This window comes from Holophagales bacterium, from assembly GCA_016699405.1.
GTDB lineage: Bacteria > Acidobacteriota > Thermoanaerobaculia > Multivoradales > JAGPDF01 > JAAYLR01.
This window is the reverse complement of sequence record CP064972.1, coordinates 3,252,606-3,271,130: the sequence shown is the minus strand read 5'-3', so window position 1 is coordinate 3,271,130 and position 18,525 is coordinate 3,252,606. Positions and strand designations below refer to the sequence as shown.

General features: G+C 70.4%; 14 protein-coding genes and 1 tRNA gene. 6 read left to right on the top strand and 9 right to left on the bottom strand.

Features of this window, described 5'->3' with window-relative positions:
- Positions 1–76 precede the first annotated feature (76 nt).
- The 5 genes from IPJ17_13485 to pyrR are packed head-to-tail and all read right to left on the bottom strand — an operon-like array spanning position 77 to position 4,817.
- Positions 77–1,129: a M23 family metallopeptidase gene (locus IPJ17_13485; protein QQR72515.1), complete on the bottom strand. Its 1,053-nt coding sequence runs from the start codon at positions 1,127–1,129 to the stop codon at positions 77–79.
- 60 nt (positions 1,130–1,189) lie between these two features.
- Positions 1,190–2,017, bottom strand: coding sequence for an inositol monophosphatase (locus tag IPJ17_13480; protein ID QQR72514.1), 828 nt, complete (start codon positions 2,015–2,017; stop codon positions 1,190–1,192).
- A 27-nt stretch (positions 2,018–2,044) separates the two neighbouring features.
- Positions 2,045–3,328, bottom strand: a complete 1,284-nt coding sequence (locus tag IPJ17_13475; protein ID QQR72513.1) for a dihydroorotase — start codon at positions 3,326–3,328, stop codon at positions 2,045–2,047.
- Positions 3,325–4,266 carry an aspartate carbamoyltransferase catalytic subunit gene (locus tag IPJ17_13470; GenBank protein QQR72512.1) on the bottom strand — a complete coding sequence of 314 codons (942 nt, stop codon included), beginning with the start codon at positions 4,264–4,266 and terminating at the stop codon, positions 3,325–3,327. The genes IPJ17_13475 and IPJ17_13470 overlap by 4 nt, the downstream gene beginning before the upstream one ends.
- A complete protein-coding gene (gene pyrR, locus IPJ17_13465) occupies positions 4,263–4,817 on the bottom strand; it encodes a bifunctional pyr operon transcriptional regulator/uracil phosphoribosyltransferase PyrR (GenBank protein ID QQR72511.1) in 555 nt (184 codons plus the stop codon). Before pyrR ends, IPJ17_13470 begins: the two co-directional genes overlap by 4 nt.
- A gap of 128 nt (positions 4,818–4,945) precedes the next feature.
- Here pyrR and xrtH point away from each other — a divergent pair, with 128 nt between their 5' ends.
- The 5 genes from xrtH (at position 4,946) to IPJ17_13440 (ending at position 11,935) form a co-directional block, all read left to right on the top strand.
- Positions 4,946–5,485 carry an exosortase H gene (gene xrtH / locus IPJ17_13460; protein QQR72510.1) on the top strand — a complete coding sequence of 180 codons (540 nt, stop codon included), beginning with the start codon at positions 4,946–4,948 and terminating at the stop codon, positions 5,483–5,485.
- A gap of 8 nt (positions 5,486–5,493) precedes the next feature.
- Positions 5,494–6,105, top strand: a complete 612-nt coding sequence (locus IPJ17_13455; protein ID QQR72509.1) for a hypothetical protein — start codon at positions 5,494–5,496, stop codon at positions 6,103–6,105.
- A 95-nt stretch (positions 6,106–6,200) separates the two neighbouring features.
- Positions 6,201–9,746, top strand: a complete 3,546-nt coding sequence (smc, locus tag IPJ17_13450; protein QQR72508.1) for a chromosome segregation protein SMC — start codon at positions 6,201–6,203, stop codon at positions 9,744–9,746.
- Positions 9,747–9,817: 71 nt separating this feature from the next.
- A tRNA-Thr gene (locus IPJ17_13445) sits at positions 9,818–9,892 on the top strand.
- Positions 9,893–10,099: 207 nt separating this feature from the next.
- A complete protein-coding gene (locus tag IPJ17_13440; GenBank protein ID QQR72507.1) occupies positions 10,100–11,935 on the top strand; it encodes a hypothetical protein in 1,836 nt (611 codons plus the stop codon).
- A gap of 250 nt (positions 11,936–12,185) precedes the next feature.
- Here the strand turns inward: IPJ17_13440 and IPJ17_13435 are convergent, their stop codons facing one another.
- From IPJ17_13435 to lhgO, 4 genes are all read right to left on the bottom strand, one after another.
- Complete coding sequence (locus IPJ17_13435; protein ID QQR72506.1) at positions 12,186–12,848, bottom strand: hypothetical protein; 663 nt, start codon at positions 12,846–12,848, stop codon at positions 12,186–12,188.
- A gap of 143 nt (positions 12,849–12,991) precedes the next feature.
- Positions 12,992–13,891 carry a patatin-like phospholipase family protein gene (locus IPJ17_13430; GenBank protein ID QQR72505.1) on the bottom strand — a complete coding sequence of 300 codons (900 nt, stop codon included), beginning with the start codon at positions 13,889–13,891 and terminating at the stop codon, positions 12,992–12,994.
- Between the two features lie 134 nt (positions 13,892–14,025).
- Entirely contained in the window at positions 14,026–15,753 is a 1,728-nt protein-coding gene (locus tag IPJ17_13425) for an amidase (protein QQR72504.1), read from the bottom strand.
- A 41-nt stretch (positions 15,754–15,794) separates the two neighbouring features.
- Complete coding sequence (gene lhgO, locus IPJ17_13420; protein QQR72503.1) at positions 15,795–17,018, bottom strand: L-2-hydroxyglutarate oxidase; 1,224 nt, start codon at positions 17,016–17,018, stop codon at positions 15,795–15,797.
- 145 nt (positions 17,019–17,163) lie between these two features.
- On the opposite strand from lhgO, the gene IPJ17_13415 reads away from it, so the two are divergent.
- Positions 17,164–18,468 carry a PAS domain-containing protein gene (locus IPJ17_13415; GenBank protein QQR72502.1) on the top strand — a complete coding sequence of 435 codons (1,305 nt, stop codon included), beginning with the start codon at positions 17,164–17,166 and terminating at the stop codon, positions 18,466–18,468.
- The last annotated feature ends 57 nt before the right edge of the window (positions 18,469–18,525 follow it).

Below are 18,525 nucleotides of genomic sequence, written 5' to 3'. Positions count from 1 at the left end.
AGCGCGTTCGCCTTACAACTTCATGCGAAGGAGCCACGTGCCCGAGGCCGGCTCGGCCCTCCCGACTCGGGAGCGCTCACCGCTGCAAGCTGCGTGGCAGCGGCGCCCCGACCTCGGGTTGCGCCCCCCAGCCTGCGGCGAGCAGTCGGTCCTCGTCCTCCCAGCTCTGATCGAGGATGAAGAGGCGCGGATCGACGGCGATCCAGCTTCCACCCGGACTGCGGCGACGGATCTCGTAGTGAAGGTGCACGGTCGTCGACCAGCCGGTCTTGCCCACCGTGGCGATCGGCTGTCCGCGAGCCACGCGATCGCCGACGCGCACCGAGAGGGCGTCGCAGTGACCGAACAGGGTGACGAATCGGTCGCCGTGCCGCAGTGCCACGACCTGCCCCAACCGCCACCAATCGCCCTCCTTGCGATCGAAGACGCTGGAAAAGATCACCACCCCGTCGGCCGGCGCGAGCACCGGAGTCCCGATCGGCGCCGCGACGTCGATGCCGGGGTGCGAATCGAGCTCCTGGGTGAACGGATTGCGCCGCGGACCGAACCCGGCGACGAGCACCGACTCCGCCCCTCCGAGCGGGAAGATGCTCGGCGTCGAGCGCAGGTCCGTAGGACGGCCCTGAGCCTGGCCCTCGATCGTGTCGAGCGTCGCCGCGATGGCGGCAAATCGTGATTCCATCGCCGCGACGACGGTGCTGCCCCGGCGGCCGACCACGGACAACGCACCCTCGACTCCTGACGCATCGGACGCTTCGAGCGGCGCGAGGTGCGCCACCGGCGGACCGAGCTCGAAGAGCATCCGCATCTTCATCGTCCGCCGCTCGAGCGCGCTCGCCCGGTCGCCGAGATCGGCGAGCTGCTCGACGAGGCGTTGCAGCCGCTCGCCCTGCTGCGCGCGTCTCGCCACCTGGATGCGAACGTCGCGGTGGGAGAGCCGACTGTAGAGCAGCCAGGGCATCAAGACGAGCCCAGCGACCACCGGGGCGAGCAGCACGCACAGGGCCGCCGCGAAGAGGCGTGCCCCACGCCGCGAGAGCTGGAACTGGCGAGTCGGCCGCCGTGGATCCCCCGGAACGATCTGGAGCTGGAACGACGGTCGTTTCTTCGGCCGTTCGGGGCTGGTCATCGGGGACAATCTAGCAGGCCGTCCACCCGCCAGGACCACCTTCGGCGAGAGGGTGCGGCATCAGACGGCGCGGGGCACGAGCCGATCGAGCAGCGCGTCATCGGCGTGCCTCCGGACGAGAGAGAGGAGCGCCGCTTGCACCGCCGGCGCCCCGGCGACGACGTTGCCGCGGAAGAGAAAGTCGTTCCCTCCCTCGAGGTCGGTGACCACGCCCCCCGCCTCCTCGATCAACAGGGCGCCGGCCGCCAGGTCCCACGGAGCCAGTCGGAACTCGAAGAACCCGTCGTAGACCCCGGATGCGGTGTAGGCCAGGTCGAGGGCCGCCGCGCCGCAGCGACGCACGGCGCGAGCGACGAGCAGCGCGTCGCGCAGCGCCCCGAGGTAGTGGTCGAGCGCTCCGTAGGCCTTGAACGGATAACCGGTGGCGAGGAACGACCCCGCAAGCTCGGTGCGGGCGGAGACCCGCAAGGGACCTCCGTCGCACCAGGCACCGCCGCCGCGCGTCGCATGGAAGACCTTGCCGGCCATCGGCTCGCCCACCACCCCGACCAGCGACCGCTCCCCGGCGACGCAGGCCACCGAGATGGCGAAGACCGGCAACCCCTGGAGGAAGTTCGTCGTGCCGTCGAGCGGGTCGAGGATCCAGCACAGCTCCCCGGCTCCGCCGGGCCGCTCGCCCCCCTCCTCACCGACGATGCGATGGTCCGGAAAACGGCGACGGATCTCCGCCACGGTCGCCTCTTCGCTCTCGCGGTCGGCGCGGGTCACGAAGTCGTGCGGTGCCTTCGTGCGCACGTCGAGGTCGGCGCCGCCGAAGTACCGGCGCAGCACTGCCGACCCGGCCGCGGCCGCGGCAAGAGCGCCGGCGAGGAGCTCGTCGTGAGGCATGGTCGAGGCGAGCGCGACGGCCGGCGCTCAGGCGAGCCGGATCGGCCGTCCGCCGATCACCGTTCCGGCGGGAGCGCCGCGCAGCGTCCAGCCGCCGAAAGGGGTATTGCGTCCCTTGCTGCGGAACCGGGACGGATCGACGGTGATCGCCTGCTCGAGGTCGAGCAGCGTCACATCCCCTGGTGCCCCGACCTTCAGCGTGCCGGTCGGCAGCCCCAGGACCCGCGCCGGAGCGCAGGAGAGCAGCTCGACGGCGCGCGAGAGCGAGATCAGCCCGGGGCCGACGAGGCGATCGAGCACCAGGCTCACCGTCGTCTCGAGACCGACGATTCCGAACGGTGCCGCGCTGAACTGCTGGTCCTTCTCGTCGACATGGTGCGGCGCATGGTCGCTGGCGATCACGTCGACCGAACCGTCGGCCAGACCCGCGAGGAGCGCTTGGCGATCGCTCTCGGCGCGGAGCGGCGGGTTCATCTTCAGGTGGGTGGAGAATTCCCCCTCGGCGACCGCGCGATCGGTGAGCAGGAGGTGGTGTGGCGAGACCTCGCAGGTCGCCGCCAGGCCGCGGTGCTTGGCCTGCCGCACCAGCTCGAGACAGCGCGCCGTCGAAAGATGCGCCACGTGGTACCGCCCGCCCGACTCCTCGAGCAGCAGCAGGTCACGCGCCACGTTGAGGTCCTCGGCAAGTCCGGGGATGCCGGGCAGACCGAGCCGCGTCGACCAGACCCCCTCGTGCATCACGCCGTCGCCCGAGAGCTCCATGTCCTGCGCGTGCTGGATGATCGGCACGCCGAAGTGCTGCGAGTACTGCAGGGCTCGCAGCATCAGCCCGGGGTGGCGAACCGGCTTGCCGTCGTCGGAGAACCCCACCGCACCGGCGCCCACCATCTCGCCGATCTCGGCCAGTTCGTCGCCGGCCAGGCCCTTGCTCACCGCACCGATGGGATGGACGCGGGCGAACCCGTGACGGGCCGCCTCGGCGACGATGAACTCGGTGACCGAGCGCTCGTCGTTGACCGGCTTGGTGTTGGCCATGCACGCCACCGCGGTGAACCCGCCGGCGGCCGCCGCCATCGTGCCGGTGCGGATCGTCTCTTTGTACTCCTGCCCCGGCTCGCGCAGGTGGACGTGCATGTCGATCAGGCCGGGCGTCACCACCCGCCCGGCGGCCTCGACCACTTCGGCCCCGGCCGGCGGCTCCAGTCGCTCGCCGATCGCCGCGACGACGCCGTCGGCGATGAGCACGTCGAACGCCGCGTCGATCTCCTGCGAGGGGTCGATGAGGCGACCGCCGCGGATGAGCAAGGTCAAAGGGCTTCCTCCCGGACTCCGGAGAGCAGATAGAGAACGGCCATGCGCACCGCCACCCCGGCCGCCACCTGCTCGAGGATCACCGAACGAGGGCCGTCGGCGACCTCGCTCGCGATCTCCATGCCGCGGTTCATCGGCCCGGGGTGCAGGACGATGACGTCCTCCTTGGCCCGGGCGAGCCGCGCCGGGGTCAAGGCGAATCGGCGGAAGTACTCGCGTCCGCTCGGAAACAGCATCCGGTTCATCCGCTCGAGCTGGACCCGGAGCATCATCACGACATCGGCTCCGGCAACCGCCTCGTCGAGCTCGTGGAAAACCTCGACACCCAGATCGGAGATCCCCACCGGCATCATCGTGCGCGGCCCGGCGACCCGCACCGTCGCACCCATCTTCTTCAGCAGATGAATGTTGGAGCGCACCACCCGGCTGTGCTCGATGTCGCCGAAGATGGTGACGACGAGCCCGGCCAAACGCCCCTTGTGGCGGCGGATGGTGAAGGCGTCGAGCAGCGCCTGCGTCGGGTGTTCGTGGGCGCCGTCGCCGGCGTTGACCACTCCGGAGCGCAGGCGCCGCGCCAGAAGGTGCGGCACCCCCGGGTGCCCGTGGCGGATCACCACCAGGTCGGGCGACATCGCCTCGAGGTTGAGCGCCGTGTCGACGAGCGTCTCCCCCTTCTCGAGCGACGAGCCGGAGGTCGAGAAGTTCAGATTGTCGGCGGAGAGACGTTTCTCGGCGATCTCGAAGCTCGACCGCGTGCGGGTCGACGCCTCGAAGAAGAGGTTGATGACCGTCTTGCCGCGCAGCGTCGGCACCTTCTTGACCGGTCGCTCGGCGACCTCACGAAACGACTCGGCCGTATCCAGGATCCGCTCGATCTCCCAAGGCTCGAGCTCGGCGATCCCGAGCAGGTCCTTGCGCGTCCAGAGCTTCCCGGTCAAGGCTCCTCCGGCCGATCGAGGATCTCGACCTTGTCGACTCCGTCGGTCGATTCGAAGCTGACCTTGATCACCTCGGTGGCCGAGGTGGGGACCTTCTTGCCGACGACGTCGGCCTGGATCGGCAGCTCGCGGTGGCCGCGATCGACGAGCACCGCGAGCTGAACGCGACGCGGGCGACCGTAGTCGAGCAAGGCGTCCAGCGCGGCGCGGACGGTGCGGCCGGTGTAGAGCACGTCGTCACAGAGCACCAGGACCTTGCCTTCGAGCGGAAGCGGCAGGATGCTCTCGCGCACCACCGGCTGCGGACCGATGGTCGAGAGATCGTCGCGGTAGAGGGTGATGTCGAGGCTGCCGATCGGCACCGGCGCCCCCTCCATCCGTTCGAGCTCGCGTGCCAGCCCTTCGGCCAGAGGCACGCCGCGTGTGCGGATGCCGACCAGCACGAGATCGTGGACGCCGGAGTTGTTTTCCAGCAGTTCGCCCGCCATGCGACGGACGATGCGGCGCATCTGGGCACCGTCGAGGATCTTCGCCTTCGAGACGAGGGACAAGGGGAGGGCTCCGTCGAAACCGGGGCGGACAATAGCGACGCTCCGGAGCCTTGTCAAACCCGCTGGACGGGCGGTCCCCCGCTGATAGACTTCAGTTTTCTCGACCCGTCCGGAGCGAAGCCACCGCGATGACCGCCCCCGTCCCTCCTTCCCCTTCGGGCCTGCGCGCCTACCGCCAGGAGATCCGCTTCCTCGGCCTCTTTCTCGCGATCCTTCTCGGCTCGTTTACCCTGATCGCCTGGACTCCGGTCAACGACGCCGTGATCGAGCCGTTCACCGCCGGGGTCGCGACCACCAGCGGCTGGGCCCTCGACCTGCTGGGTCAGAGCCCGCGCATGGACGGCACGGTGATCCGCAACAACCGCTTCGCGGTCAACATCCGCAACGGCTGCAACGGGATCGAGACCATGCTGATCTTCGGCGCCGCGGTGCTGGCCTTCCCTGCGCCGTGGAAGTCGCGACTGGTCGGTCTCACCCTGGGGATGGTGGCGATCCAGGCGGTCAATCTGATTCGCGTCGTGGCGCTCTTCCTCACCGGGGTCTACTTCCCCGCCTTCTTCGACAGCTCCCACACCGTGGTCTGGCAGACGATCGTCATCCTGGCCGGCGTCGCCCTGTGGATTCTCTGGGCCCAGCGCGTCGTGCCGCGTCCCCGCACCACCGCATGAGCCGCTCGTTGTCGACCCGCAAGACCCCGGCCGCGGAGGCGCCGTCCTCGGAAGGCCGCCCCTGGGCTCGCCGCTTCCTGCTCGGTCTCCTCGTCTGGATCGTCCCGGTGGCCCTCGTCTGGTCGCTCCTCACGCCCTACTACAACCGGTTCCTGATCACCGGCGCCGAGCGGATGCTGCGGCTGACCGAGTCGCCGGCCGTGACTCGCCTGGTGCCGCGAGACCACCACATGGCCCTGGTGACGCGCAGCGATTCGGCTTCAGCCAAGGGCTTTCTCTACTCGATCCGCGTTACCGACGTGCATTTCAATCTGCTCATGCTCGGCGCCTTCTTCCTCGCCGTTCCGGCCGTGGCCTGGCGACGCCGGATGGAGAACCTCGGCTGGGCGACCCTGGCGTCCGTCTTCTTCCACCTGATCTCGCTCTTCCTGTATGTCAAATTCGCCTACGCCACCCAACTGGGCGACTGGAGTCTCGCCCACTACGGGCCGGCCAGCCGCGAGGCCTGGGGCATGGCCAAGCACGTCTTCGACCTGCCGCTGAAGTTCGCCTGGCCACTGCTGCTCTGGGCCGGCTTCTACTTCCGCGAGCTCGCCCCGCCGGCCGCCGACGCCGACTGACTCCACCACTATTCGTAGGGCTTCAGCGCAAGCCCGACCACTACCCCTTGTGGGAGACGGTCCGGCTCTGCTAGCTTCGCTCGTCCGAGGTCACCATGCTCAAGCTGCTTCGCCTGGAGGTATCCGGGTTCAAGTCGTTCGTCGATCCCGTCACCGTCGATTTCGCCGGTGGCGTCACCTCCGTCGTCGGCCCGAACGGGTGCGGGAAGAGCAACCTCTCCGAGGCGATCACCTGGGTGCTCGGCGAGCAGAGCGCCAAGACGCTGCGCGGCGACACGATGGAAGACGTGATCTTCAACGGCACCGAGCAGCGCCGGCCGCTCGGGATGGCCGAGGTGACGGTCTCCTTCGCCTGCGATCCGTCGTTCGACCGCGGCGATCAGGGGCGGCTGGTGATCGCTCGCCGCGTCTTCCGCTCCGGCGAGAGCCAGTACCGGCTCAACGGACGCGTGGTGCGCCTCAAGGAGATCAAGGACCTGCTCATGGACACGGGCCTGGGAATCCGGGCCTATTCGGTCATCGAGCAGGGGAAGATCGGCATGATCCTCTCCGGCAAGCCTCAAGAGCGTCGCAAGCTCATCGAAGAGGCCGCCGGAGTCACCCGCTACAAGGCGCGCAAGAAGGTGGCCGAGGTCAAGCTCGAGGAGGCCTCCGGCAATCTCCTGCGGCTCGACGACATCCTCGCCGAGGTCGAGCGGAACCTCCGCGCCCTCAAGCGCCAGGCCTCGGCGGCACGCCGCTTCCAGGAACGTCAGGTCGAATATCGGGAGCGGCTGCGGCTGCTCCTGCTCGGTCGCCATGCCCGCAGCTCGGCGCAGCTCGCGGCACGTCGCGCCGAGCTCGGCGCCGCCCAGGAGGCCGAGGCGAGCCTGATCGCCGCCATTCACCGCGAAGAGTCCGAGCTCGCCGCCCACCGCGAACGGGTCGAGAAGATGGCCGAGAGCCTCGCCGAAAGCTCGCGTCGACAGGCCGAGCTTGCCGGCACGATCGAGGGTCGCCAGGAGTTCCTGCGCGGCGCCAAGCGCACGATCGAAGAGCTGCGCGCTCGCCGGGCAGGGGGCGAGGCGCTCGCCGTGCGTCGTCGGCAGGACGGCGAATCCCACCGCCAGCGGCTCGGCGAGCTTGCAGCCGAGCGCGGCGAGCTCGAGCTCCGTCACCTCGAGGCGGCGGCAGCGGTGGCCGACGACGATCGTGCCCTGGCCGCCGCTCGCGAGGCCGCGACCCTCGCCGAACGACGAATGGAAGCGATCCGGCAGGAGCTGCTGACCTCCCTCGGCTCGCTCAACGCCATCCGCTCCCAACTGCACCGCGAACAGATCGAGAACGAGAAGGTCGAGCTGCGCGGCAAGCATCTCGAGGACGAGCGAGCCTTGCGCTCCCGCGATCTCGCCGAGGCCCAGGGGCAGGTCCAGGAGGCCGAGTCGCGCATCGCGGGCCTCGAGCGCCGGCTCGCCGAGCTCGACCTGGCCGTCGAGCGCGGCGAGTCCGAGCTCGAGGAGACGCTGGCGCGTGAAGGCGAGGCGGCCCAGCGCCTGCGCGTTCTCGAGACGGAGCAGGCGACGCGCGGCGAACGCCAGCGCTTCCTCTCCGAGCTCGGCGAGGCTCAGGAGGCGGGGCGGCACGGGCTTGCCGAGCGCCTGCGCGCCGCCGGTCTGGCCGATCCGGTCTTCCTCGGCGAACGGCTGCACGCCCACCGCCGCGGCTGGGAGGGAACGCTCGACCTCTACCTCGGCGACCTGGTCGATGCGGCGATCCTCCCCCCGGGCACCGACGGGCTCGACACCGCCGCCCGCCTGGCGGGCACCGGCCGCGCCGCGACGCTCCTTCAGCCATCCGGGGAGACTCACGACGACCCGGCGAGCCTCGCCGACGCGGGGATCGTCGCCCCGCTGCATGCGGCGCTCGGCCTGCCAGAGGCGCTCGCCCGCGCGCTTCCTCCGGCCTTCCTGGTCGACACACCCGAGACCGCCGTGCGGCTGGCGGCGGCTCATCCGGGCACGACCTTCCTGACCCGCGACCACCTCTGCGCCGAGGGGGGCCTCATCCGGCTGCTCGGCGAGGCCGCTCAGCCCGGCATCCTGGCGCGCGAGGCCGAGCTCGTCGACCTCGACCAGGAGCTGGCGCGTCTCGAGGCAGAGCTCGGCGCCACGCGCTCGGGGCTCGACGACCTCCTCGCCACCCGTTCGCGGGCAGCGCAGGCGCTCGGCCAGAAGCGCGACGAGATCGCCCACCTCCGGCAGGAGCTCGCCGTCACGCGAGCGCGCCGCGAGGAGGCCGCGACGCGCGTCCGGCGTGCCGAAGCGTCGCTCGCTGCGGTCGCGGAGGAGAGCCAGACCCTGGCCGGCGAACGCGAGAAGCTCGCCGAGCGGCAGCGCCTGCTGGCGATCGACCTGGCAGGCGCGGAGGACTCCCACGGCGCACGCGAACAGGCCTTCGACCGCGTCCAGGCCGAGCTCGCGCATGCTCGCGCGTCCCGCGAGAGCCAGAGCTCCGCGGGCGCCGGACGGCGCGGCGAGCTCGACGTCCTGGCCGAACGCCTGCGCTCACTCGACCGCGAAGGCGAACGCTTGCAGCGCGAGCTCGCCGGTGCCGAACAGCACCTCGCCGCGTGGGCCCACGAAGCGGCCGAGCTCGCCGAGCGGCAGGAGGAGCTGGAGTCGGCGATGGCACGAGCCGAGTCCGAGCTCGCCGACGCCTTCGAGCGCGCGACGACGGTCGGCGACGAGCTGCGCGCCGAACAGGAGGCCCTCGAGTCGGAGCGCGATGCCGTGCGCTCGCGCGATCAGGCCCTCACCACCCGCCGTGCCTTGCACGAGGGGCAGCGCAGCGCCGTAGAAGAGCGGCGGGTGGCCCTCGTCGGTCTGGAACACGACCTGGTCCACCTGGCGAGCGATTTCGAACAGGAGTTCCGCGAGCCGCTCCCCGAGGTCCCGGCAGAGATTCCCGAGAACCTCGACGAGATCGAGGACGACGTCGCCCGCCTGCGTGGCGCCCTCGAAGCGATCGGCCCGGTCAACGTTCTCGCTGCCACCGAGTACACCGAGCAGGAAGAACGGCATGGTTTTCTCAGCGCGCAGCGAGCCGACGTCGTCAAGTCGGTCGAGAGCCTGCGCCAGACGATCCGCGAGATCAACGAGACGTCGAGCGCCCGCTTCAAGGAGGCGTTCGACGAGGTGAACCGTCACTTCTCCGAGACCTTCGTCGACCTCTTCCGCGGCGGCGAGGCGGAGATGCGCCTGATGGACGAAGACGACCTGCTCGAGTGCGGCATCGAGATCGTCGCTCGCCCGCCGGGAAAGCGGCTGCAGAACATGATGCTCCTCTCGGGCGGCGAGAAGGCGCTCACCGCCATCGCCCTGCTCTTCGCTCTCTTCCGCACCAAGCCCTCGCCCTTCTGCATCCTCGACGAGGTCGACGCACCGCTCGACGACGTCAACACCCTGCGCTACGTGCACATGCTGCGCAACCTCGCCAAGACGACGCAGTGCATCGTCATCACCCACAACAAGCTCACCATGGAGGTCGCCTCGACCCTCTACGGCGTCACCATGGAGGAGCGCGGCGTCTCCAAGCTCGTCGCCGTGCGGCTCGAGGAAGTCCAACCCGGCGAACCCCAGGAGGAAGAGGCGGTTTCCGCCTGAGCCCTCTTGGCGTGGCGGCGCCGACTGGCTTAGAATTCCCCGGCTCGCCCCGGCGAGCCCGGATCCACCCCGCCGACGTAGCTCAGCGGTAGAGCAGCCGATTCGTAATCGGCAGGTCGCCAGTTCAATCCTGGCCGTCGGCTCCATCCCCAAACATCCCCGATCTACACCGCAGGTGGTCGTCGCTGGAAGCGCACGGCGGAGCCTTGCCCCCGCGCCCCACGCCCGGCCGCCGACCGATCTCGGCGATCCATCGGCCGCGCCAGCGGCCGGATCCGGTTCGCTGCCGGAACCGCGGCGCCGACAGGAACGACCAGGCGTACACTGATTCCGACTCCAGACGGAGGTCTGCCATGAGACCGTGTGCGCTCGTCCTGTCCGTTTTCCTCGGGACGACCACCGCGGGGTCGCTCCCTGCGTTGCCACCTCCGACCACCGTCTCGCCAGGGGAGATCGAACGCTGGGCCCCTTCGGCCTCGATCTGCCCGACGTTCAGCTGGGCGGCCATCGCCGGAGCCATCGGCTACGAGCTCCGCATCGTCGAGCTGCAACCGGGCCGTTCCGAGGACGAGGCCTCCGAGGTGATCGCCCGACGGATCGATGGCGCAGCGACCTCCTGGACACCGGCTGGCGACGAGTGCCTGACCGCGGGACGCTTCTTCGCCTGGTTCGTTCGCGCTTTCGAGGAGGAAGCGGACCTCGCGAACCCGACCGGGTGGTCGGTGGGCCGGCGCTTCACCGTGCCGGCCGAGCCCACGGCGGACGAGGTCTCCCGCGCCTTCGACACGCTTCGTCGCTACCTCGAGACGACCGAGCATCGCGCAACGGATTCCCGCACTCTCGGAACGCCGCGAGTTGCCGCACCCCGCCCGGTGGATCGACGCTCCCCCACGGCGGCGCCGGCGGGTACGGCGGCCATCCGCGGTGAGATGCCGGACCTGACGGGCGAGACCTATGGCGTCCTCGGCGTCGCTCAGTCGGACAGCGGCAGGGGGGTCTTCGGCTGGGCTTCCGCGACGAGCGGCTCGACGCGAGGCATCGAAGGCCGGGCCGAGTCCTCTGGCGGCCGTGGGGTCTTCGGCGAAGCCACCGCTTCGTCCGGAGTGGCCAAGGGCGTCGAAGGCGTCTCGTGGTCGAGCACCGGCATCGGTGTGTACGGAACGGCCATTTCCGACTGGGGAAACAACTTCGGGGTCTTTGGGCAGGCGGCCTCGCCCTCCGGGATCGCGCTCTATGGGCGCAACGTCTCCGGCAGCGGAGCGGCCTACGGCGCCTACGGCTCGACGGCGTCCACGGCGGGTACGGGGGTCTACGGAACCGCGCTATCGACCCTCGGCGCCGTCGTCGGGGTCACCGGCGAGGTGAGGTCGAGCAGCGGCAAGGGCGTGTTCGGGACGAACAACGCCTCGAGCGGAAGTGCCTACGGCGTCCACGGCGACTCGGCATCCACCGAGGGCATCGGCGTCTACGGGTCGGTCTCGTCGGCGACCGGCCAGAACTTCGGTGTCTATGCGCAGAACGTGTCGACCGAAGGGGTCGGCGTCTACGGCTTGGCGTTTGCCTCGACCGGCAGCACCTCCGGCGTGAAGGGTCACGCGAATTCGACGCAGGGGCGCGGAGTGTTCGGTCAGGCGCTGGCGACGACCGGACTGACCTATGGCGTCTTCGGCGAATCGCTGTCCGCCGATGGCTACGGCGTGCGTGGCGACGGCGGCGAAATCGGCGTGTACGCCCACAACCGTACCGCCGGCGGACACGATGTCTACCTTGCCACCAAGGCCGTCGCCGGAGACTTCTACGGCAACGTCATCGTTCACGGCACGATCGTCCCGATCGCCGCGGAGATGCGCATCGACCACCCGCTGGCGCCGGAGGCCCAAGACCTGCGGCACGCCTTCGTCGCCTCTCCGGAGCGCAAGACGATCTACGACGGGATCGTGACCCTCGGCGACACGGGCGAGGCCTGGGTGGAGTTGCCCGCCTGGTTCGAATCCCTCAATGGCGAATTCCGTTACCAGCTCACGCCGCTCGGCTCGTGGTCGGCTTGCTGGGTTGCGGCGGAGATCGCGGACCACCGCTTTCTCGTCCACGGCGGCCCAGGCGCAAGGATCTCCTGGCAGGTCACGGGCGTCCGGCGCGACACCTGGGCCGAGGCGCACCCGCTGCTCGTGGAGGCGACGAAGCCCTGATCCGACGAAGGTTCGCGACGGGCGACTCCTCCGCCGCCTCGGCTCGCTGCCCGACGATCGCTCGACGAAACGGCGCCCAGAAACGAGGCGGATCCGGGACGGAGCGAGGCCATCTCTCGCTCCACGCCGGACCCGGTGTTGACGTCTCCTGGGCCGAAGCCGCGCACCGGACACCGCGAGGGCTGCTCGGCGCCGGCTCCCTTCTTAAGCCACGGGACCCTGGCCTTCGTTCGGGGACGGACAGTGCCCGCTACTTGACCTCGGCGAGCATCTGAACGATCTGGCCGTGGACCGCGGTGATCGCCTCGATCTCCTTCTTGTTGAGACGCAGGCGGCTCTCGCACTCGCGACAGAGCATCTTGTCCTGGTCCCACTTCTGGACGAGAGCGATGACCTGCTGCACCTGCGAGCCGGCCTGCTCACGCTGGGCGCGGAGGGCGGCGACCTCCTTGATCAGGTCCTCGCGAGCACCCGAGACGTCACCGGAGAGCGTGGTGATGGCCTGGTTCTGCTTCTCCATCGCCTCGGTGAGCCGCGCGTTCTCGTTGGCGAGGGCGCCGAAGCCGGTCTCGAGCTGGCGCACCAGCTTGTTGAGCTGCGCTTCGACCTCCGCCTTGACCTGCACCGGCAGCTTCTGCTCCACCTGGACCTTCCACTCGCGCACGCCGGCGATCACGTCCTGGGTCTTCGCAGCCTCGCCACCGAAGGTCTTCATCGCCTCCTGCCACTGGTCCTGGCAGGTCTTGAGGTCGGCGTCCTTGATGGCGAGCGTCGCCTTCGTCTGCTCGGCCTGCGACTGGCAGGCGGCGAGTTGTGCGGCCACGGCGTCGTAGTCGCTCTTGAGCTTGAGGAAGCAGCCGCTCGAGGTGAGCAGAACGGCGAGCGTGGCAACGAGAAGGGACTTGCGGTTCATGAGTGCCTCCATGGAACGGGGACCTCCCGGCGGGCCGCCATGGCCCGACGGAGCGATCTCCCTCGGTTTCGAATTCGCCGGAGTATACGCGCCGGCGAGGGCGCTGCTGGCGGAATACCTCGCAACCGCCGACCGGGTGAGCGTCAGCGCCCGCTCGGCCGGCTCTTCGCGGCGATGGCTGCGCGGATCGCCGGAAGCGCCTGTCGCGCGGCGTTTTCACCGGCCTCGATCAGTTGCTTGCGCCGGCTGAAGTCGTCGTAGGCCACGTCCCCGACGATCGGCTCGATCACCACGTCCGCCTCCGCCGCCCGCAGCCGACCGATCTCGGCCGACATCAGGGTCACGGCATGGTAGGCGACGGCGATCGGATTGCGCGGTGGCTCCCGCGGAACCGCCGGTGGGATCGCCACGGCGATCACCAGGTCGGCGCCCCGCAGGCGCGCCACATCCGCCGGCACGGGATCGGTGACCCCGCCGTCGACGTAGGTCACCCCGGCGATCTCGACCGGCACGAAGACGCCGGGAATGGCCGACGAGGCCCGCACCGCGGGCGCCACGGCGCCGCGGTCGAAAACCACCGTCTTGCCGGTTCGCAACTCCGTGGCCACCGCGCCGTACGACACGGCGAACTCTTCGATCGCCTGATGCTTGAGGTGACGCCGCAGGAAGGTCTCGATCCCTTCGCCCTTGGCGAGGCCGCCGGAGAAGAACGCCAGCGCGCCGTAGTCGAAGAGATCCTCCTGCGTCACCAGGAGGGCCAGCACCTCGGCGTCGAGCACGCGGCCGCTGTCGGCGTACAGCGCTCCGATGAGGCTGCCGACCGAGGTGCCGACGACCAGGTCGACGGGGATCTTCTCCTGTTCGAGGACGCGCAGCACCCCGAGATGGGCGAACCCACGCGCTCCGCCGCCGCCGAGCGCCAGCCCGATGCGTGGCGGGACGAGTTGCAGCGCGGGCGGTGCGGTGGTCTTCGGAGGCGGCGCCTCGGCGCAGGAAAACGAGAATAGGAGCGCGACGGCGAGCAGAAGGCGAAGAGATCGCATGACGGGTCGATTGTACGCAGGATCCCTCCCGGCGGCTCGGCGGAACACGTCGATCCCTGTCGCGCCGGCGGCCCGGGCCGGGGCGACGACCGTCGGTCGACGCACGGTCGCCGCCCGTCTTCGTTCTCCAGAGCTCAGAGCTTCGGGTGCGCGAGGTGGAAACCGGTCTCGCGCTGATAGAAGTCGGCCGCGGCGAGCAACTCGAGCTCGCCGTGCAGGCGACCGACGAACGTCAGGCTGGACGGCGTGCCGTCGGAGCGCAAGCCGTTCGGCAGGACCACCGCCGGATGCCCGGTCAGGTTCGTCGCCAGGAGCTGAGAGCCGCCGAACGACGGGACGACGAGCGCGTCGAGACCGCGCAGCGCCGCCTCCCACTCGCGCACCAGCAGGGTCCGGATCCGGTTCGCCCGCAGATACTCCACCGCCGGAATGAACCGGGCGGCGCGGAAGAGGTTCGGCCAGGCGTCTGCCCCCTGGCGCACCATCTCGCGGACTCGGCCGGAACGGGTGAAGTCGTCGAACGCGGCACCGGCTTCGGCGGTGAGGATGATCGCCAGCGCCTCGACCGGCAGCTTCGGCAGCGTCACCGCCGAAAGCGCGACGCCGCTCTTGCGGAGCGCGTCCAGGGCCGCCCGCTCGAGCGCCCGGGTCTCCTCGCCCCCCTTCTCCGGCGCCTCGTCGAAGAGCGCCGGCACGTAGCCGAGACGGAGCTTGCGCGGATCCGGGCGCGATCCCCAGTCGAACGGACGGTCCACCAGGGTAGCGTCACGGCCGTCGGGACCGGCAATGACCCCGAACACCAGGGCGCAATCCTCCACCGACCGGGCGATCGGGCCGACCTTGTCCATCGTCCAAGAGAGCGCCATCACCCCATCGCGACTGACTCGACCGAAGGTCGGCCGCAGGCCGGTCGCGCCGCATCGGGTGCACGGCGAGACGATCGAACCCCATGTCTCGGTGCCGAGGGCGAAGCCGACGAGGCCCGCCGCTGTCGCCGCGGCCGAGCCGGCGGACGAGCCGCTCGAGCCCTGCTCCGGCTTCCAGGGATTGCGCGTCATCCCGCCGGACCAGACGTCGCCCCAGGCGAGCTCGCCCACGGCGAGCTTGGCGACGATCACCGCACCGGCCCGGTCGAGCTGTTCGACCACCGAGGCGTCGGCACCGAAGCTCTGCTCGCGGAACGGCGGGCTCCCCCAGGTCGTCGGCGCCCCGAGCGCGGCCATCAGGTCCTTGGCCCCCCACGGAATGCCCTGGAGCGGGGTTCGCTGGCGCCGCCCGGCGAGACTGGCGAGCTCGTGGTCGGCGCGGCGAGCGGCGGCGAGGGCGCGCTCTTCGAGGAGGTTGACCACGCAGAGCAGGCGCGGGTCGTAACGCTTCAGGCGATCGAGGTAGAGGCGAGTCAGCTCGAGCGACGAGATCTCCCGCTGGTCGAGCAGCGCACCGAGCTCGGCGACCGACAGGAAGGCGAGCTCGTCGTCCTCCGGCCGAATGCGCCGGTGCGGCTTGGCCGGCGCCGAGGTCGAGGACATCTCGCGCAGGACGGCGCGTGGCTCCTCGGTGAAAGCGTCCGGTCGGAACTGCAGCGCCAGCGGCACGTCGTTGGCCAGCGCCTGCTCGCGCAAGCCGGCAAACGCCTTCGACTGGTCGAGCAACTCCGGCAGCATCAGGTCGCGCTCGGCGTCGCTGAAGGCCAGGCCGGCGAGCCGCTCGGCCTGTGCGATCGCCTCACGGCCGACCTCGCCGCTCTGCGCCGCTGCCTCGAAAAGCTCGGCGAACGCCAACGAGCCTCCGGTCGCCGCCAGCGCCGTGAGAAACCCGCGGCGGGATCCGCCGGAGAATTCGTTCTCTTTCCCTTGCGTCATCGCTTCTCTCCCAGACTCGATAGCGGATCCCGCGGCGGCGATCACGCGGCTCCGGCGGATACTCGGCCGAAGCTCGCCATGGCGCGCTCGGCAACCGTCTCGCCGATCGCCAGGGCCGCAGTCGCGGCCGGCGACGGCGCGTTGAGCACATGGACCATCCGCTCGGCGTCGACCAGATGGAAATCGTCGAGCAACCGGCCGGAGCGATCGAGCGCCTGGGCGCGCACCCCGGCCCCGCCCGGGCGCACGTCTGCGGGCTCGATCTCCGGAATCAGGCGGCGCAACGACTCGACGAACAGCGTCCGACTCCAGGCCCGCCGGTACTCCTGCCAGCCGATGCCAGCATACCCGGGAGCCATCCGCCAGAGCCCCGGGAAGCTCAGGGTCGACCAGGCATCGCGCCAGGAAAACGAGGCGCGCGAGTAACCCTCGCGCCGCCAGGCGAGCACGGCGTTGGGCCCGGCCTCGACACTGCCGTCGACCCTCCGGGTGAAATGCACGCCGAGAAACGGCAGCTCGGGGTCGGGCACCGGGTAGATCAGGTGGCGGACGAGCGATCGCCGCTCCTCGGCCAGGACGTAGTAGTCGCCGCGGAACGGCACGATGCGGACCCCGGGGTCGACGCCGCAGAGCCGGGCCACCCGATCGCTCTGCAGCCCGGCACAGTTGACCAGTCCGTCGGCCGCGACCGCACCGCGCGAGGTCTCGACCACGACTTCGCCGGGATAGCGACGGACCGCGAGGCAACGCGAGCCCAATCGCACCTCGCCGCCTCGCGCTTCGACTTCCGTGGCCATCGCTGCCGCGACGCCGACGTAGTCGACGATCCCGGTCTCGGGCACGAGCAGACCGGCGACACCGGCCACGTGCGGCTCGCGCTCGCGGATCTCGGCCGCGTCGAGCCGGCGGATTCCGGCGAGGCCGTTGGCCTTGCCACGACGTTCGAGCTCTTCGAGCCGGGCGATCTCCTGCGGGGAGATCGCCACGACCAGCTTGCCGCAGCGCTCGTGGCGGATCCCGGCTTCGCCGCAGTAACGGTAGAGCGCCTCGCGACCGCGGGCGCAGTGCGTCGCCTTCACCGACCCGGGCCGGTAGTAGAGGCCCGAGTGGATGACTCCGCTGTTGTGTCCGGTCTGGTGGAACGCCACCTGGGGCTCCATCTCGACCACCACGACGCGCCGGCGATGACCGATGGCGAGCGCGCGAGCGGTCGCCAAGCCGACGATTCCGGCACCGACCACCACGGCATCGAACCGTTCCGCCATGGACAGATCCTGCCACAGCCCGGGCCGATCGACCTTGATTTGCCTCGACCCATCTCCTACGATGCCGGCCATCGACCGTCGGCCCGCCGGCTCAAGCTCGTCGTCGATCCCACCTCACGGGATCCCCGGCGAGAAGGTGTCCCCCATGCCTCGCACCCCAACCGACCAGGAGTCCGCCAGCCGACGCGACGAGATCCGGCGCGCCGCGTTGCTCGACGAGGAGGGCGACGGCGTGTGGGCGGACCTCACCCGCGCCGCGGCCTGGTCCTGCCGTGTCCCGATCGCCCTGCTCGCCGTCGGCAACCGGTCGTCGCTCCATGCGCTCGCCGGAGTCGGGTTCCCTGCCGGGCCGGTCGCCTCGCCTTCTCCACTCCTTGCCTGGGCACTCGCCGCGGATCGCGAAATGGAGATCCCCGATACCGCGACGGAAGGGCCCTGGCGAAACCGCCGTTCGCTCGGCGAAGCCGGGCCCGTGCGCTTCTTCGCGACGATTCCACTCGCTTCCGCCGTCGAACGCCGGATCGGCGCCCTGATCGTCGCCGACCGCGAACCCCGCCGGCTCGACGAAGAGCAGCGCGAGGCGCTGCGGCTCGTCGCCCGGCAGGCGGTCTCGCAGTGGGAGCTGCGGCACCGGATCGCCGGCCTTTCGGCCGAACAGCGCGAGCTCTACCGCCAGATCGCGGCGCTGCGCCGGGCCAAGCAGGGGTTGCAGGTCCTGCAGCCGGCCATCGAGCAGAGCGCCGACGCCGTTCTCATCACATTGCCGGACCTCGAAGCACCGGGCCCGACGATCCTCTACGCCAATCCGACGGCCACGCGGCTGCTGGGCTATTCGGCCGAGGAACTGGTCGGCCGCTCGGTGCGCCTGCTCTACGGTCCGCTGACCGATTCGTCCACCCTCGAGCGGATGGTGCGCGAGCTCGCCGCCGGCCGGCCGTTCCGCGGCACGCTGATGACCTACCGCAAGGACGGCCGCCCCATCCTGCTCGAGCGGCACGCCGCTCCGGTCCGCCACGCCGGCCGGCAGGTGAGCCACTTCGTTTCCATCCTCCGAGAGGTCCACGAGGAACCGGGACGCCCTGGAAACGTGGCGCCGGCGCCGCCGGGCATCGAACCGCTCTCGCCGCTGCTCGGCGAGCTCCCGGACCTCTGCTTCCGGCTCGCCGCCGACGGCACCATCCTCGATTACCGGAGCGCTCGCGAAGAGCTGCTCTACGTTTCATCGGAGCGCTTCCTGCGCCAACGGATACAGGACGTGCTGCCGCCCGACGTGGCCGAGATGGTCCGGACGGCCAGCCTCGAGGCCACCCGTGACCAACGGGTCGTCACCCGCACTTACGACCTGCCGATCGAGGGGGCGTCGAGCCGTTTTGAAGCCCGCTTCCTGCCGCTGCTCGGCGACGAGATCCTCGTGCTGATCCGGCAGGCCCCGACCGACCGCACCGACTGACCGGAGCGAAGCGACCACCTGACCGCCTCGGCCCTTCGGTGGCCGAGACGAGCCGGA

Bases quoted from the DNA above. Each gene is read 5' to 3' on its own strand.
- IPJ17_13485 (QQR72515.1), bottom strand. From the start codon at position 1,129: ATGACCAGCCCCGAACGGCCGAAGAAACGACCGTCGTTCCAGCTCCAG.
- IPJ17_13480 (QQR72514.1), bottom strand. From the start codon at position 2,017: ATGCCTCACGACGAGCTCCTCGCCGGCGCTCTTGCCGCGGCCGCGGCC.
- xrtH (QQR72510.1), top strand. From the start codon at position 4,946: ATGACCGCCCCCGTCCCTCCTTCCCCTTCGGGCCTGCGCGCCTACCGC.
- smc (QQR72508.1), top strand. From the start codon at position 6,201: ATGCTCAAGCTGCTTCGCCTGGAGGTATCCGGGTTCAAGTCGTTCGTC.
- IPJ17_13440 (QQR72507.1), top strand. From the start codon at position 10,100: ATGAGACCGTGTGCGCTCGTCCTGTCCGTTTTCCTCGGGACGACCACC.
- IPJ17_13435 (QQR72506.1), bottom strand. From the start codon at position 12,848: ATGAACCGCAAGTCCCTTCTCGTTGCCACGCTCGCCGTTCTGCTCACC.
- IPJ17_13430 (QQR72505.1), bottom strand. From the start codon at position 13,891: ATGCGATCTCTTCGCCTTCTGCTCGCCGTCGCGCTCCTATTCTCGTTT.
- IPJ17_13425 (QQR72504.1), bottom strand. From the start codon at position 15,753: ATGACGCAAGGGAAAGAGAACGAATTCTCCGGCGGATCCCGCCGCGGG.
- lhgO (QQR72503.1), bottom strand. From the start codon at position 17,018: ATGGCGGAACGGTTCGATGCCGTGGTGGTCGGTGCCGGAATCGTCGGC.
- IPJ17_13415 (QQR72502.1), top strand. From the start codon at position 17,164: ATGCCTCGCACCCCAACCGACCAGGAGTCCGCCAGCCGACGCGACGAG.